Genomic DNA, 15,057 nt, shown 5'->3' with positions numbered 1-15,057 from the left:
CACCTGAGGCACCGGGTGCACCGGAGGTGCCCGGTGCACCCGGGACACCGCCTCGCCCGCCGGGTTCGCGCCGGCGAGGCGGCTCGTCCGGCCTGGGCCGTCGCGTCATGGGCAGTGAGGGATGCTGCTCGGCCCCCGGGTTGCGCGGTACCGGTGCGCGGCCTTCACCCGGTCGCCGGGTGCGTGGGGGCGCTCCTTCGCGGCCCGCCGCACCTTCGCGTCCGGGCTGTCCTTCCCTGCCGGGGGCAGCGCGCCGTCCGGGCTGCCGTTCCCGGCCCGGCGCGTCTTCACCGTCGCGAGGCGGTCGTGCCTTGCCCGGCGGCCGTCTCCGGTCGTCGGCGGCCTTCTTCGCCGCGGTGTTCGGATCGCGTTCGCGGTAGATCCGGAACAGGCCGAGCGCCAGCGTGCAGCCCGTGGTCACCGCCATCAGGGGAAAGCCGTTGATCAGCGGGGTGCCCAGGGCCAGTACCTTGGCCAGGGTGTCGCTGTTTTCCGGCATCCCGGAGACCAGCAGCACCGTCCCCAGCACGGTGACGGCCAGGATCAGCGGCGGCTGCACCATGGGCCCGAACAGGCTGCGGCGCTGGACCGCGACGACCGCGCCGACCGCCCCCAGGAAATAGCAGACGCGGAACGTCCAACCCAGGGTGTTCGACATCTTCGTGTCGACGATCGCACCCACGACGGCGAGGCCGAACGTGAGGAGCACGGCGGCGAACCAGGGCAATCCTCGTCTCTCGCCGACGAGGGGACGCACGTCCCAGGGAACGGCAACCTCGGCGGCGTCAGGATCGCTCTGGCGATCGCGAGTGGCGGTCACGAGGCAACACCGTAACTCCTAGAGAGCCACCGGTGCGTGCCACTCCGCGTAGTTGGTCGCGGGTCTGTGCCCGATCATGCCCTCCCGGCGTGCTGACCTGCGCGGAAACGGCGCAGTGCGACGCTGTGCAACGCGCTTGTTACACACGTTAACCCACCGTGTGCCGGGGCCTGCCGAGGCGGTGGAGTCCGGTTCGTTCAGCTTGCGGTCAACTCGTCCCCCTTTCGCACCGCCGCCACCGCGGCCGGGCTGCCCGAGGCCTCCGTCAAGGGCGTCACCGCGGCCCGGAACGCCTCCAGCGCCTCCAGTTCCCGCCTGCGCGCAGACAGGAACCGCTGGAGGTGCGTGCTCGACAGGTTGACGGCCTCGACCGCGTTCCCGGCCGCCCGGTGGGCCGACGCGGCCCCGGTCCGGACGCGTTCGATGTCCTCGGCCACCGCCCGGTCGCTCGCCGCGAACAGCGCCGCCGAGGCGAGCACCGCGAACCCGGTCGGCCCGCACAGGAAGACGCGCCTGTCGAGCAGCCAGCGCAGCAGTTCCGGATCGGTGTCGAGCGCGGCGACCACCGCCGCGTCGGACGGGACGAACATGACGGTGCCGTAGATGCCGTCCGCCCAGCGCTGGTATCCCTTGCCCGCCAGCTCCGCCGCCCGGGAACGCAGGTTGCGGACGTGGACGCGGAGTGCGTCGCGCCGTTCGTCCGCGTCGTCGGTCTCGACGGCCTCCACCCAGCACGCCATGCTCGCCTTGGCGTCCACCGGCACCGTGCGGTCGCCGCCGACCCGCAGCACGAGATCGGGCTTGGCCGCCCCGCCGCCGGCGACGTCGGTCTGGAGCGTGTAGTGCAACCCCTCACGCAGCCCCAGTGCCCGCGCGGTCTCCACCAGGACCTGCTCGCCCAGCTCCCCCCGGCCGCTGATGGACGCGAAGGTCACTTCGTACCGCCGCAGCTCGGCCTGCTGCCGATCCACCCGTGACCGCTCGACCTCCACCTGGCGCGCCGCGGCGTCGGCCCGCCGCACGCTGTCGGTGTAGAGCCGCCAGAGCAGCGCGATCGCGCCCAGCAGCGCCAGCGCGATGACGACGGCCGCCGTGCTGATCACGGTGGATGCCACGGGCGCCTCCTTCCTTGATCGGGTTCGCGGGCATCATCGCGTACCCCACCGACAAAATCGGGAGCACCCACAGCTCGAACACACGTTCGAGTGAAGCCTCGGGCGGGGCTCGTCCGTGCCCGGCGGAGGACGGTCCGCAGGTCGGGATGGGAAAACGGGGCACCGGCGCCCGCCCGCGCCCGCGGCGGGTCTGCGCGGATCTGTCGCCGGGCCCCTCTACCTTGAGCGCCGTGAGATTCCTGCACACCTCCGACTGGCACGTCGGACGCACCTTCCACGGCACGGACCTGCTCGCCGAGCAGGACGCCGTGCTCACCCACCTCGCCGACCTGGTCGCCGGCGAGGCGGTGGACGTCGTGCTGGTGGCCGGGGACGTCTACGACCGGGCGGTGCCCTCGGCGGAGGCCGTGCAGACCGCGACCCGCGCCTTGCGGCGGCTGCGCGAGGCGGGCGCTCGGCTGGTGATCACCTCGGGCAACCACGACTCGGCGCCCCGGCTCGGCGCCTTCGCCGATTTCGCCGCGGCGGGCGGGCTCCACCTGCGGACCTCCGTCGGCCGCATCGGCGAACCCGTGCTGTTCGAGGACGCGCACGGACCGGTCGCCGTCTACGGCATCCCCTATCTCGAACCGGAGCCCGCCCGGCACGCGCTCGGCGTACCGGAAGCCAAGGGGCACAACGGGGTCCTCGGCGAGGCCATGCGCCGCGTGCGGGAGGACCTGGCCCACCGGGAGGCGGCGACGCGTTCGGTCGTGTTGGCGCACGCGTTCGTCACGGGCGGGCAGGGCGCCGGTTCGGAGCGCACGATCGCCGTCGGCGGGGTCGAACAGGTCGGCGGCGAAATCTTCGCCGGAATCGACTACGTCGCGCTGGGGCACCTGCACGGGCCGCAGACGCTCGAGCCGCATCTGCGGTATTCGGGAAGCCCGCTGGCGTACTCGTTTTCCGAAGCGGCGCAACGGAAATCGGTGTGGCTGGTGGATCTCGACGCGAACGGGCTCGCGGAGGTGAGGCGGCACGAGCTGCCCGTCCCGCGACGGCTGGCCACGCTGTCCGGCCGCCTCGACGACCTGCTCGCCGCCGAAGAACACGCCAGCCTCGTCGACTGCTATCTCTCGGTCACGCTCACCGACCCGGTGCGTCCGCTCGAAGCCATGCGCCGGCTCAAGGAACGCTTCCCCCACGCGGTGCACCTGGACTGGCAGCCGGAGGACGGCAGGGCCACCGCGGCGCTGCACTACGCGGAGGCGGTGCGGGGCCGGTCCGACGGCGAGATCGCCAGGAACTTCCTCGGGGACTGCCGCGGCGAGCCGCCGAACGAACGGGAGGACGCCTTGTTGCGCACCGCGCTGGAGCTCGCGGGCAGGAGTGAGTCGTGAGGCTGCACCGGCTGGAAGTGGCCGCGTTCGGCCCGTACCGCGGGCGTGAGGTCGTCGACTTCGACGCGCTGGGCTCGGATGGCTTGTTCCTGCTGCACGGCGACACCGGTGCCGGGAAGACCACACTGCTCGACGCCGTCGCGTTCGCCTTGTTCGGCGTGGTCCCGGGGGCGCGCGGCGAGGTGAAGCGGTTGCGCTGCGATTTCGCCGATCCCGCCGAGCCCACCGAGGTCTCGCTGGAACTCACCGTGCAGGGCCAGCGGATGCGGCTGGTGCGCAGCCCGGAATACCGGCGGCCGAAGCTGCGCGGGGAAGGATCCACCCTCCAGCAGGCCAGGGCCTCGCTCACCTGGCTCGGCGGCGCACCGGCGGGTGAGCCGCCGGAAGGGCTGGTCCGGATCGACGAGGTGGGCCGAACGGTGCAGCGCCTGCTGGGGATGAACGCGGAGCAGTTCTTCCAGGTCGTGCTGCTGCCGCAGGGTGAGTTCGCCCGTTTCCTGCGCGCCGACACCGACGAACGGGAGAAGCTGCTGGAGCGGCTGTTCGGCACGCGGCGGTTCGCCGAGGTCGAGCGCTGGTTCCGCGAGCTGCGCGCGGACCGCCGCCGGGAGCTCGACCGGCACCGTCAGGACCTCCGGGAGTTGTTGGCCCGCTTCGCACAGGTGGCCGGTGAGGAGGCGCCCGAGGAGGAGCACGACGCCTGGGTGGCGGGCGTCGGGGAGCGCGCGGTGCTGGCGGTGGCCGAGGCGGAAGCCGGCCAGGAGGCGGCAAAGGCCGCGCTGGAGGAGGCCCGGCGGCTGCTGGCCGAGCGGCAGAACCTGGCGGAGCGGGTCAGGCGGGTCCGAAACGCGCGAGGGCGGCTCGAAACACTGGAGGCGCACCGGGGCGAGCGCGTCCGCCAGCGTGAAGAGGTGGACGCGGCCCGCAAGGCGGCGACGGTCGCCAGTGCCGCGGCGCAGGCCGAAGGGAGCGCGACCGGACTCCAACAGGCGCGGAAGGCCGAGCAGGTACGGGTACGGGCACTGGCGGCCGTCGGATTCCCGGAAACCGGACTCGGCGTTCCCGAATTGCGGCTGCGGGCGGGGGAACTGCGCGAACAAGCCGGTGTGCTCGCCACTCTGGTGGAAGAGGCCGAGCAGCAGCGGCGTGACCGGCGGACTCTGACGCGCCTGGCCGAGACGGGCGGCGAGGCGCGGTCCCGGATGCAGGTGCTGGGCGACAAGCTGAACGGGATTCCGGACCGGATCAGGGAGCTGCGGGCCCGGTTGGACGAGGCCACCGCCGCGGCAGCGCGCCTGGACGGTCTGCGCGAGCGGGAGGCAGAGCTCGCGGCGGCGGTACGGGACGCGGAAGGCCTGCCCGCCGCCGAACGGGCGGTGACGACGGCGCGTGAACGGCTCGCGATCGCCGATCAGCGCCACGCCGACGCCCGGCAGCACCGCCTGGACCTGCGGGAACAGCGGCTGAACGGGATGGCGGCCGAACTGGCCGCCGAACTGGCCGATGGCCGGGCGTGCCCGGTCTGCGGTTCCGCCGAGCACCCGGCGCCCGCACGCCCGTCCGCGGGCTCGGTCGACCGGGCCCAGGAGACCGCCGCGGAGGAGGCCGAGGCCAGGGCGGAGCGTGCCCGCAAGGCCGCGGAGACCGCCAGACACGAGGCCGAAACCGCGCTGGCCGCGCTGCGCGAACGTTTGCGCGGCCGGACCGGGGAGGAACTCGGCGCGGAGCTCACCGCGCTCCGGGCGGAGCTGACGAGCCTGTCCGCTCTCGCTGAGCGGAAACCGCGGCTGGCCGCGGAAGCGGAGTCGGCGGCCGCGGAGGTCGACGCGCTGACCGACGAGCTGCGCGCCGCCGAGCAGGCCGCGGCAGCCGCCGAGGCGGAGCACGGCGCTCTCGCCAAGAAGGTCGCCGAACGGGCGCAGCGGCTGGACGAGGCGCGCGGTGAGCACGCGGACGTCGGTGCCCACCGCGAGCACCTGCTCAGGCTCGTCCGCGCGCTGGAAGACCTGGCGGAGGCGCGGGTCGCACTGGCGGCCGCGGCCGGGCAGCACGCCCAGCGGGAGGCGGAGCTCGCGGCCGCGCTCGACCGCGCCGGTTTCGCGAGCGCGGAGGAGATGCGGGCCGCGGCCCGTCCCGAAGAAGCGGTGACCCGCCTGGAAAAGAGTCTGGCCGAGGCGGCCACGGCGGAGGCCGCCGCCCGGGCCGTGCTCGCCGAGGAGGAACTCGCGGGAATCGGCCCGGACGACCGGGTCGACGTGGCGTCGGCGGAGGCCGCGGCGCGGCTGGCGCAGGAACGGGCGGAATCGGCCGTGGCGACCCTGCGCAACCTCACCCGCCGGGCGGGGGAACTGCGGTCGCTGGCCGAGCGACTGGCCGAGGCGGGTGCGGCGCTCCGGCCGCGAGAGGAGGAGTTCGCCGAACTCGATGCGCTGACCGACGTCGTCAATGGGCGCGGGCAGAACGCGCGGAAGATGTCGCTGCGTTCCTACGTGCTCGCGGCCCGGCTCGAAGAGGTCGCGGTGGCCGCCACCGCGAGGTTGCGGGTGATGAGCCAGGGCCGGTACTCGTTCGTCCACTCCGACGCCGCCGGCGCCCGGGGCACCCGCGGCGGCCTGGGCCTGGACGTGCTCGACGACTATTCGGGCACGGTCAGGCCCGCGAAGACGCTGTCCGGTGGCGAGTCGTTCCTCGCTTCGCTCTCCCTCGCGCTCGGGCTGGCCGACGTGGTGGCGGCGGAGACCGGCGGGGCCCTGCTGGACACGCTGTTCGTCGACGAGGGCTTCGGCACGCTGGACGCGGAGACACTGGACGTGGTGATGGACACCCTCGACGAGCTCCGCGCGGGCGGCCGCGTGGTGGGCCTGGTCTCCCATGTCGAAGAGTTGCGCCAGCGCATCCCCACCCGGCTGCGGGTGCGGAAGGCACGGACCGGTTCGACCCTGGAGGTCCGGTTGTGAGTCAGGAAGCCGCGCGGCTCGCGGCGGCTCGCCAGAGGTACATGCCCGCGTAGGAGCGCCAAGGACGCCAGGACTGGGCCTGCCCGGCGAGCGCGGTGATGCCGAGCGCGGTCGCGCCCTTGCGGAGCACCAGGTCGTCGCCGAGCAGAACGTCGGGGGCGCCCAGGACGCGCATGAGCACGTAGTCGGCGGTCCACGGGCCCACCCCGGGCAGGGCGAGCAAGTCCGAGCGCAGCTCGTCGGCTTCGCGGCCGACGTGCAGTTCCACCTCGCCCGAGGCCAGTGTGGCGGCCGCCGACCGGATCGCGTCGATCCGCCTCCGCGGTCCGCGCAGCACCTCGTGGCCGCGTTCGGCGATCGCCTCCGCGGTGGGGAACAGGGCCGCATCCCGCCAGGGGAGCGGTTCGCCGAGTGCCGCCACGAGATGCCCGGCGGCGGTGCGCGCGGCGGCCACCGAAATCTGCTGGCCGAGCATGGCCCGCACCAGTAGTTCCGGGCCGTCGACCGCGCCGGGGACGCGCACGCCGGGCGTGGCGGCGACGAGCGGGCCCAGTGCGGGATCGGCCCCGAGCACGCGCCGCACGGCCTCCGGATCGGCGTCGAGGTCGAGCAGGCGGCGGGTGCGGGTGACGGCGCTGCCGAGGTCGCGGACGTCGGCGAGCCGGAGTTCGCAGCGCACGTACCCGGCCAGCGGGGTCAGTTCGATGGTGGCGGGGCCGTGGGGCAACCGGAGGGTGCGCCCGTAGCGGCCGTCCTCCGCCCACTCGGCGCCGGGCACGGCTCGGGCGGCCAGGAAGCCGAAGATGCCGTCGGCGTCGAACGGGGGACGGTACGGCAGCCGCAGGCTCAGGCGGGTTCCGGTGGCGGGGCCGCTGTCCGCGGCCGTCTCGGCCTTCGCCCTGGCGGTCGCGGCGGAGGCCCGCAGCTGGGAGGGGGTGCGGGCGAACACCTCGCGGATGGTGTCGTTGAACTGGCGGATGCTGGAGAAACCCGAGGCGAACGCGACGTCGGCCAGCGGCAGTTCGGACAGCTCGATGAGCAGCCGGGCGGAGTGGGCGCGGTGGGCGCGGGCCAGTGCGAGCGGGCCGGCGCCGAGCTCGCTGGTGAGCACTCGCCCGAGCTGCCGTTCCGAGTACCCGAGGCGGCGCGCCAGCCCCGGCACGCCCTCGCGCTCGACGATGCCGTCGGAGATCAGGCGCATGGCGCGGGCGGTCAGGTCGGCCCGGAGATTCCACTCGGGCGAGCCGGGCACGGCGTCGGGCAGGCAGCGGCGGCAGGCGCGGAAGCCGCCTGCCTGTGCGGCGGCGGAGGTGGGGTAGAACCGCACGTTCGAGGCCTTCGGGGTGACCGCCGGGCAGGACGGGCGGCAGTAGATGCCGGTCGTCTTCACGGCCACGATGAACTGCCCGTCGAAGCGCGCGTCGCGGGAGGCGACGGCTCGGTAGCATCGCTCGGCGTCGCGCCAGAGTGCGGGCCGGACGGGGCCCGCCGGTGCGGTGGTGGCGGTCATGAAGCCGATCCTGCCAGCAGGCCGGAGCCATGACTGGCGGAAATCCGACACGGGGGTGTGGAGGCGCCCGACCGGGTGCGCGGGGTGCGGCCGTAGACTGTTTTCCCGTGAGTCTCACCCTTGGCATCGTCGGGCTGCCCAACGTCGGCAAGTCCACCCTGTTCAACGCGCTGACCCGCAACGACGTGCTCGCCGCGAACTACCCGTTCGCGACCATCGAGCCCAACGTCGGTGTGGTGCCGCTGCCCGACGAACGGCTGAACAAGCTCGCCGAGGTGTTCGGCTCGGAACGCACCGTGCCCGCCGTGGTGTCCTTTGTGGACATCGCAGGCATCGTGAAGGGTGCCTCCGAAGGAGCCGGGCTGGGCAACAAGTTCCTCGCGAACATCCGCGAGGCCAACGCCATCTGCCAGGTCATCCGCGTGTTCGACGACCCCGACGTGGTGCACGTCGACGGCCGTGTCGATCCCTCTTCCGACATCGAGACGATCAACACCGAACTGATCCTCGCCGACCTGCAGACCCTGGACAAGGCGCTGCCCCGGTTGGAGAAGGAAGCCCGCACCAAGAAGGAGAACCGGCCCGCGCTGGAGGCGGCGCAACAGGCCAAGGAGATCCTCGACAGCGGCCGCACGCTGTTCTCCGCGCAGAAGGAACTGGACACCTCGCTGCTGCGCGAGCTGAGCCTGCTCACCACGAAGCCGTTCCTGTACGTGTTCAACGCCGACGAAGGCGTGCTGACCGACGAGGCGAAGCGTGAGGAGCTGACCAAACTGGTCGCCCCCGCGGACGCGGTGTTCCTCGACGCCAAGATCGAGGCCGAACTGCTCGAACTCGACGACGAGGAGTCCGTGCGGGAACTGCTGGAGTCGGTCGGGCAGAGCGAACCGGGCCTGCACGCACTGGCCCGCGCCGGTTTCCACACCCTCGGCCTGCAGACCTACCTCACCGCGGGCCCGAAGGAGGCCCGCGCCTGGACCATCCCGCAGGGCGCGACGGCCCCGCAGGCCGCCGGCGTCATCCACACGGACTTCGAACGCGGGTTCATCAAGGCCGAAGTGGTCTCCTTCGAGGATCTGACGGCCGCCGGTTCCATGGCCGCCGCCCGCGCCGCGGGCAAGGTCCGCATGGAGGGCAAGGACTACGTCATGGCCGACGGCGACGTGGTCGAATTCCGGTTCAACGTGTAGCTCGCCCTCCACCATCTTGCAGGTTTTCGCGGCAATCCGGTGTCGCCCCGGCGACTGAGGTTCAGCCCGGTTGCTCGACGAGCCTTTCCACGATGCCGACGCGAAGTGTCAGTCGGGCGGAGGTGAGCCTGTCGGCTGTCTGTCGTGCCTGGTTGATCGTGTCTTGTGCTGCTTCAAGGTTGCCGGAGCGCGCGTATGCCTCGGCTATCCAGGTGCGGTAAAGCGCGACCTCGCGTGCGTGCTTTGGCGTGTAGGCGGCGACCGCGGCCGAGAGAAGGAGGTCAGACCGCATTGCCGCAACAGGAAGCCCGAGACGAGTTGTCGCTTGAGCAGATCGAGGACAGCTTTTGGGGAGACGCGCCGGCCGACGCTACCCGCCTGATCAGGACCGTCCACGAAGTGCGGCGTAAGCCACTCGGTTCGTTGGATGCCGAGGATTTCCGTCTATTGCTCCTGCAGCAGATAAGCACCGACGTTCTGGTTCCTCGGGCCCTGGCCAAGCTCGAACAGGATCCACTCTGGGAAGGTGACTTCTACCCAGGAGACGTCCTGTCCGCTGTATTGCACCTGCCAGAGCAATATTGGCAAACGCACCGAGAAGAACTTGCGAGGCTTCGCCGAGTTATCGAATCGCTTGGTGAACCCGCGGAGCTCGAAGAGATGGGCGCTCCGAGCGGTGTAATCGCCAAGCGAGTCGAAGAATTTCCTCAGCGCACCATGGTGTAGCGCCTTGAGATGACCTCGCCAGGAGCAAGCGGTTACGCTTGAGTTTCCAGTCGATCGTGACGGTCGCCGAGCGCACGAATCCCTTGGGGCAGCGGTATCGCGCCACGCTCACTCGCCGCGGGGTGCGAGCCGAGCGAGCGCGGCGGCGCTTGGGCTGCCCGGTTCGGCGGTGTACATCACCAGTTGCAGGTCGGTGCCGGGCAGCAGCAAGGTTTGACGCTCCAGTTCCAGCTCCCCCAGCTCGGGGTGGTGCAGGTGCTTGGACAGCGTCGGTATGGGTTGCACGTTGTGGTCGCGCCAGCCGGCGGCGAAGTCCGGGCTGTGCGCGGCGAATTCGTTGACCAGTTCGCCGAGGACACGATTGGCCGGGTAGCGGACGGTGGCCGCGCGCAGCTGGGCGGCGGACTGCCGGGCGAACTGACCCTCCGCGCCTGCCGGTGCCGAGCAAAGGGCAGTGCCCAGCCGGATGGACAGCCGCATGGTGTTTCGCTCCGCGGCGGGCAGCAGCGAGAAATCGATGATCAACCCGGCTGCCGCATCGTTCCAGGCCACGATGTCCTGCCGCTCGTCGACCAGGTAGGCGGGAATCGGCCCGAGCCGCTCCAGCAGGCGGTGGGCCTCGGTGGGCACCGGCCCCCGATCGGCGTCCGTGCCGGGCGGGAACTGCCCGGCCAGTCGCGCCAGGTGCTCGCGCTCCGCGGCGGTGAGCCGCAGCGCCGTCCCCAGCGCGGTCAACACCGCCGGGGACGGGCGCGGTGCGCGGGCCTGCTCCAGCCGTTCGTAGTAGCTGACCGACATCCCGGCCAGCGCGGCCACCTCTTCGCGGCGCAGACCGGGAGTGCGCCGGGCGCGCCGGCCCGGCGGGTGGGTGGCCGTGACCGGGACCTCGTGCGGGCGCAGTGCCTCCCGTCGGTGGCGCAGGAAGTCGGCCAGTTCGCGTCTGCTCACCCCGCTGAGGGTGGCATAGGGTGCCCGGCTTGGCCACGGACTCGTGGTCCGGGGCTTGGCTGTCTGTTACTCGGTGGCGGGCCCGCGTCCATTCTGGACTGGTCATACCCCGTTGAACACTGGAGAACATTGTGCCGAGCGCTCCCGAGGAGACGTTCCGCCGGTTGCTGGATCTGCTGCTGGCCAAGGACATGAACGCCGTCGCCGATTTGTGGGCGGAGGACGGCGTCGCCGAGTTTCCGTTCGCCACGGAAACCTCGCCGCGACGGCTGACCGGGCGGGAGGAGATCCGTGGCTACCTGGTCGGCTACCCCGAGCGGATGGACATACGAGAGATCCCCGCGGTCACCGTGCACCACACGGAACTGCCGGACACCATAGTGGTGGAGTTCACCGCGAACGGGCGCACTGTGCGCACCGGGGAGCCCTACCGGCTGGACTACATCGTGGTGATCACCGTCCGGGACGATCTGATCACCCGCTACCGGGACTACTGGAGCCCGTTGGCCACCGCGGCGGCGGCCGGGGCGCTGCCGGAGCTGCTCGACTCGCTGCGCTCGGGGGGTGCCCGATGACCGGTGTGCTGGTGACCGGTGGCACCGGGAAGACCGGGAGTGCGCTGGTGGACCTGCTGCGCGGCAACGGCGTGCCGGTCCGGGTGGCCAGCCGCGCCCCGGCCGCCGGTGACCCGGACGCGATCCGGTTCGACTGGGAAGACCCGGCCACCCATTCGGCCGCGCTGCGCGGAATGGACCGGGTCTTCCTGGTGCCTCCGGTGCAGAGTGTGGATCCGATGCCGATGGTCGGGTTGTTCCTGGCCGAGGCGCAACGCCTCGGCGTGCGCCGGGTGGTGCTCCTCGGCTCGGCCATCGTGCTGCCGAACGCCCCCAGCGCGCTGGAACTGGCCGCGCAGGTGCGGGCCCGGCCCGGGTGGGTCGTGCTGCGCGCGTCCGGGTTCATGCAGAACTTCCTGAGTCCGCACCCGCTGGGCGAGCGGATCCGGCGGCACGGCGAGATCCGTACCGCCGCCGGTGACGGCAGGCTGGGCTGGATCGACGCGCGGGACATCGCGGCCGCCGCCTCCGCCCTGCTGTCCGGCCCCGGCGTCGAGCCGGGCGGCCGGCGCGACTACCTGCTGACCGGGCCGAAGGCCTTGAGCTACCCGGAGGCGGCGGCGATCATCACCGCCCACGCCGGGCGGCCGGTCCGGGTGGTGCACGCCGGTGCCGACGAGCAGGCGGCCGGCTACCGCTCGGCAGGCATGCCCACCGAGTTCGCCGCCGCCCTCGCCGCCGTGGAAGACGGCATCAGGGCAGGCAGGGAAGATCGGGTCAGCACCGCGGTGCTGGACCTGACCGGCCGTCCGCCCCGCACCTTCACCGAATTCGTCCAGGAGCACGCGGGCGAGTGGGCAGACGACGGGCGGCCCGAGCGTTGATCCGGTAGCGAGGCACACTGTCCTCAGTGGACACTCGGGGGCCGGGCCGGATCAGGCGCCGTTGAAGGGCAGCGTCGGGTAGCACGGCGGGGTGGTCGCGTGCGCCGGGTCGAGCGCGTTGAGCACCCAGCGTGCGGCGATCGAATCGAACGGGATGCTCAGGTGGTCGGCGCCGACCAGCGGGCAGTGGTCCTGCAGGAGGATGTTGTCCACACCGGCTCCGTTGAGGAAGGCCGTGGTGTAGGGGGTGGCGATCTCGTCCCACTGCGACTGGATCACCGTGTAGTGCACGCCCGGCTGCGTCTCGCCACCCTCGTTGAGGTCGGTGATGAACGGTGAACCGGCGACCTGCTGCTGGATGGCGGTGCCGAGCAGCAGCCCCAGCAGCTCAGGAGCGCCGGGCAGTTTCGCCAGCCCCAGCGCGGTGGAACCGTGGTTGCCCGGCGACAGGCCGATCAGCGTGCCGACCTTCGGCGCGCCGCCGAGGTACTTCAGGTAGTAACGCGGCATGGTGCCACCCTGCGAATGGCCGATCATGTCCACTTGGGACGCTCCGGTGGCGGTCAGCACCTTGTCCACGAAGGTGCCCAGTTCCGCCGCGGAGTTCTGGATCGGCCCGACGCCGGCGGTCTTCGACGCGCCGGGGACGCCAAGGTGGATGCCCTCCACCTGGCCGTAGTTGAGGGCGAAGACGCAGTAGCCCGCGTTGGCCAGCAGAGGTGACAGCGCGAACCAGTTGAAGGTCATGTTCTCCAGCGTTCCGTGCACCAGCACCACCGGGCGGGGATGCGCGGAACTCGGCTTGCAGGACCAGTCGTTGGCCCCGGGCGGCGGCGTGTCGGGATGTGCCGCGGCGTAGGCGAGTGCCGCCGCCGACGAATAGACCACCGGAAGTTCGGCTCGCTCCTCGGCCGCGGCCGGTGTCGCGGTGACCGCACTCAGCGCCAGGGCGGTGGTTGCGCCCAGAGTGAACAAAGTGGACAGCATCCTCGGGATTCTCATTGCTGTGTTACCTCCGTCAGGCGTCGTTGCCCGCTGGCGGCCAAGGCGGATCCCCCGGCATTCGCGGAAAGTCAGGTCATGCGGCCGGTGACCACCGGCAGGATCATCTCCGTGGCGAACGCCCGCAGGCGCCGCCGGTCGTCGAAATCGACGAGTTCGCTGGGGAACATCACGTACGCGAAGGCCAGCCGGATCAGGAGTTCGGCCAGTCGCTGATCGGCGCCGGGTCCGGCGACCGCACCGGGGTGGTCCTCGCGCAGGCGGCTCGCCACGAACTCGCGGGCCAGGGTCAGCGGTGACGGATCACCCTGGCGCAGCAGTTCGACCAGATGCTGCGGTTCGGTGCGCACCAGGCGCTCCAGCCAGGGGTGGCGTCGTGCGGTCCGCACGCACAGCGTGAACGCCTCGACCACGCGCTCGGCCATGTCCGGGATCGCGTCGAGCCTGCGGTCGGCCTCGGCGAGGAAACGGGACACCTCCCGCTCCCGCAGCCGGCTCAGCACGGCCTCCTTGGCACCGAACCGCCGGAACACGGTGGCGCGGCCGACCCCGGCAGCCTCCGCGATGTCGTCCATGGTGGCGCGAGCCGGACCGTAGGCCGCGACCGCGGACAGCGCCCCGTCGAGGATCCGCTCGTCGGTGGCATCGGTGCCGGGGGAATCCCGCGCGGCGCGAAGCAGCCGTTCCAGCGTTGTTTCCGCCACGGCCACCCCCGGTGAGACTCGATAGACTCAGAGAGTATCAGCGGGATCGCACGTGGCAACCCTTTTCGATCAGCCGATTCCGGGTGTCTCGCCTGTTTCGGCCGAGGAGGCGGGCCGCTGACCCGGCCCCCGGCTGGGATGGTCTGTACCGGTGAAGGATGGTCAATCGCCCGGAAGGAACAGCCTTTCCATGCGGCGGGTGCAGGGCCGGGTGTGCCGGACCCGGAACGCGCTGACCTGCGGCCGGGACAAGGGCCACGGGTCGGCCTCGCCCAGGGCCAGTGACACGAAGTCGGCCCATTCCACTTCGTCGGGCTCGGCGTCCAGGTCGATATCGAGGTCCTCCAGCGTCCGGTCCGTGATCCCGAGCGCGGCGGCCACCGCGTGCGGGTCGCCGGTCAGCTCCCACGGGTCCATACCGGGCCAGCCGGACGCGTGGAACAGGGTGCCGTCCGGCAGCCACACGATGTCCTCGGTGTGGGACTCGCCGCGGTCGGCCTCCACCCGGCCGACGATCCGCGCATCGGGATAGCGCTCCCGCAACCTGCCTGCCTCGAACCGCGCACCAGGCGATCGGGCGGTGAGACCCAGCCGATCTCGGTCACGTCGCACACGGTACGGACACTCGGCTGGATCCGTACCGATATGGCACGATTTTCCGGTGTCCAGTAAACCCGCTGCCGCGCAGTTGCGTGACCTCGCGCGACTGCGCCGTGTCCGTGACCGGATCGACCGGGAGTACGCGCAGCCGCTGGACGTCGAGGCGCTCGCGCGGGGCGCGAACATGTCGGCAGGACATCTCAGCCGCGAGTTCCGGCTCGCCTATGGCGAGTCGCCGTACAGCTATCTGATGACGCGGCGGATCGAGCGCGCGATGGCGCTGCTGCGGACCGGTGAACTCAGTGTCACCGAGGTGTGTTTCGCGGTCGGCTGCTCCTCGCTGGGCACGTTCAGCACCCGCTTCACCGAACTGGTCGGCGTGCCGCCCAGCGTCTACCGGAAGCAGGCGGCGGGCGCGACGGAGGGCATGCCGCCGTGCGTGTCGAAGCAGGTGACCAGACCGGTCAGGAATCGAGAAGCGCCGGCCGCCGGGCCGAAGTTAGCGTGACCGGCATGGAGATCAGCATTCACGAAACGTTCCTTCCGCACGACGATCCGGAAGCCGCACTGCGCTTCTACCGCGACACCCTCGGCTTCGAGGTCCGCAACCAGGTCGAATACGGCGGGATGCACTGGATCACGGTCGGCCCTCCCGGCCTGCCCGGCAC

Annotated in this window: 16 protein-coding genes; 8 read left to right on the top strand and 8 right to left on the bottom strand. The window is 71.7% G+C overall.

Annotated elements, in window-relative coordinates; genetic code table 11:
* Both FNH05_RS15565 and rmuC read right to left on the bottom strand, forming a co-directional pair.
* Positions 1-820 (bottom strand): DUF6542 domain-containing protein (locus FNH05_RS15565; protein ID WP_186382565.1); only part of this gene is annotated, 820 nt, incomplete at its 3' end.
* A 197-nt stretch (positions 821-1,017) separates the two neighbouring features.
* Positions 1,018-1,935 carry a DNA recombination protein RmuC gene (gene rmuC / locus FNH05_RS15560; protein WP_144588802.1) on the bottom strand — a complete coding sequence of 306 codons (918 nt, stop codon included), beginning with the start codon at positions 1,933-1,935 and terminating at the stop codon, positions 1,018-1,020.
* A 230-nt stretch (positions 1,936-2,165) separates the two neighbouring features.
* Here rmuC and FNH05_RS15555 point away from each other — a divergent pair, with 230 nt between their 5' ends.
* Together FNH05_RS15555 and FNH05_RS15550 are read left to right on the top strand one after the other, a co-directional pair.
* Positions 2,166-3,314, top strand: coding sequence for an exonuclease SbcCD subunit D (locus FNH05_RS15555; protein WP_186382564.1), 1,149 nt, complete (start codon positions 2,166-2,168; stop codon positions 3,312-3,314).
* Positions 3,311-6,271, top strand: a complete 2,961-nt coding sequence (locus FNH05_RS15550; RefSeq protein ID WP_144588800.1) for an AAA family ATPase — start codon at positions 3,311-3,313, stop codon at positions 6,269-6,271. Before FNH05_RS15555 ends, FNH05_RS15550 begins: the two co-directional genes overlap by 4 nt.
* 1 nt (position 6,272) lies before the next feature.
* On the opposite strand, the gene FNH05_RS15545 is transcribed toward FNH05_RS15550, so the two are convergent.
* Positions 6,273-7,781 (bottom strand): DNA-3-methyladenine glycosylase 2, encoded by a 1,509-nt coding sequence (locus tag FNH05_RS15545; RefSeq protein WP_144588798.1) that lies wholly within the window; start codon positions 7,779-7,781, stop codon positions 6,273-6,275.
* A 107-nt stretch (positions 7,782-7,888) separates the two neighbouring features.
* Here FNH05_RS15545 and ychF point away from each other — a divergent pair, with 107 nt between their 5' ends.
* Positions 7,889-8,971: a redox-regulated ATPase YchF gene (gene ychF, locus FNH05_RS15540; protein ID WP_144588797.1), complete on the top strand. Its 1,083-nt coding sequence runs from the start codon at positions 7,889-7,891 to the stop codon at positions 8,969-8,971.
* A gap of 61 nt (positions 8,972-9,032) precedes the next feature.
* Here the strand turns inward: ychF and FNH05_RS15535 are convergent, their stop codons facing one another.
* Positions 9,033-9,263, bottom strand: a complete 231-nt coding sequence (locus tag FNH05_RS15535) for a RagB/SusD family nutrient uptake outer membrane protein (protein WP_144588795.1) — start codon at positions 9,261-9,263, stop codon at positions 9,033-9,035.
* On the opposite strand from FNH05_RS15535, the gene FNH05_RS38075 reads away from it, so the two are divergent.
* Complete coding sequence (locus FNH05_RS38075; RefSeq protein WP_246127761.1) at positions 9,263-9,697, top strand: contact-dependent growth inhibition system immunity protein; 435 nt, start codon at positions 9,263-9,265, stop codon at positions 9,695-9,697. The genes FNH05_RS15535 and FNH05_RS38075 overlap by 1 nt on opposite strands.
* A gap of 108 nt (positions 9,698-9,805) precedes the next feature.
* On the opposite strand, the gene FNH05_RS15525 is transcribed toward FNH05_RS38075, so the two are convergent.
* Positions 9,806-10,645, bottom strand: coding sequence for a helix-turn-helix transcriptional regulator (locus FNH05_RS15525; protein WP_144588793.1), 840 nt, complete (start codon positions 10,643-10,645; stop codon positions 9,806-9,808).
* Between the two features lie 131 nt (positions 10,646-10,776).
* Between FNH05_RS15525 and FNH05_RS15520 the strand changes: the two genes are divergently transcribed.
* Positions 10,777-11,220: a nuclear transport factor 2 family protein gene (locus FNH05_RS15520; protein ID WP_246127760.1), complete on the top strand. Its 444-nt coding sequence runs from the start codon at positions 10,777-10,779 to the stop codon at positions 11,218-11,220.
* Entirely contained in the window at positions 11,217-12,083 is an 867-nt protein-coding gene (locus FNH05_RS15515; RefSeq protein WP_144588789.1) for an NAD(P)H-binding protein, read from the top strand. Before FNH05_RS15520 ends, FNH05_RS15515 begins: the two co-directional genes overlap by 4 nt.
* Before the next feature lie 51 nt (positions 12,084-12,134).
* Here the strand turns inward: FNH05_RS15515 and FNH05_RS15510 are convergent, their stop codons facing one another.
* The 3 genes from FNH05_RS15510 to FNH05_RS15500 form a co-directional block, all read right to left on the bottom strand.
* Entirely contained in the window at positions 12,135-13,085 is a 951-nt protein-coding gene (locus FNH05_RS15510; protein WP_144588787.1) for an esterase/lipase family protein, read from the bottom strand.
* A gap of 71 nt (positions 13,086-13,156) precedes the next feature.
* Positions 13,157-13,789 (bottom strand): TetR/AcrR family transcriptional regulator, encoded by a 633-nt coding sequence (locus FNH05_RS15505; protein WP_186382562.1) that lies wholly within the window; start codon positions 13,787-13,789, stop codon positions 13,157-13,159.
* 162 nt (positions 13,790-13,951) lie between these two features.
* Complete coding sequence (locus tag FNH05_RS15500; RefSeq protein ID WP_144588783.1) at positions 13,952-14,332, bottom strand: DUF6333 family protein; 381 nt, start codon at positions 14,330-14,332, stop codon at positions 13,952-13,954.
* Positions 14,333-14,450: 118 nt separating this feature from the next.
* On the opposite strand from FNH05_RS15500, the gene FNH05_RS15495 reads away from it, so the two are divergent.
* Positions 14,451-14,897: a helix-turn-helix transcriptional regulator gene (locus FNH05_RS15495; RefSeq protein ID WP_144588781.1), complete on the top strand. Its 447-nt coding sequence runs from the start codon at positions 14,451-14,453 to the stop codon at positions 14,895-14,897.
* 5 nt (positions 14,898-14,902) lie between these two features.
* On the top strand, positions 14,903-15,057 hold a 155-nt coding region (locus FNH05_RS15490), incomplete at its 3' end, for a VOC family protein (protein WP_186382561.1).

Source organism: Amycolatopsis rhizosphaerae, assembly GCF_007713715.1.
Lineage (GTDB): Bacteria > Actinomycetota > Actinomycetes > Mycobacteriales > Pseudonocardiaceae > Amycolatopsis_E > Amycolatopsis_E rhizosphaerae.
This window is presented reverse-complemented; position numbering and strand designations above follow the sequence as displayed.

Coding starts and splice junctions, on each gene's coding strand:
- FNH05_RS15515 (WP_144588789.1), top strand. CDS start 11,217: ATGACCGGTGTGCTGGTGACCGGTGGCACCGGGAAGACCGGGAGTGCG.
- FNH05_RS15535 (WP_144588795.1), bottom strand. CDS start 9,263: ATGCGGTCTGACCTCCTTCTCTCGGCCGCGGTCGCCGCCTACACGCCA.
- FNH05_RS15545 (WP_144588798.1), bottom strand. CDS start 7,781: ATGACCGCCACCACCGCACCGGCGGGCCCCGTCCGGCCCGCACTCTGG.
- FNH05_RS15510 (WP_144588787.1), bottom strand. CDS start 13,085: ATGAGAATCCCGAGGATGCTGTCCACTTTGTTCACTCTGGGCGCAACC.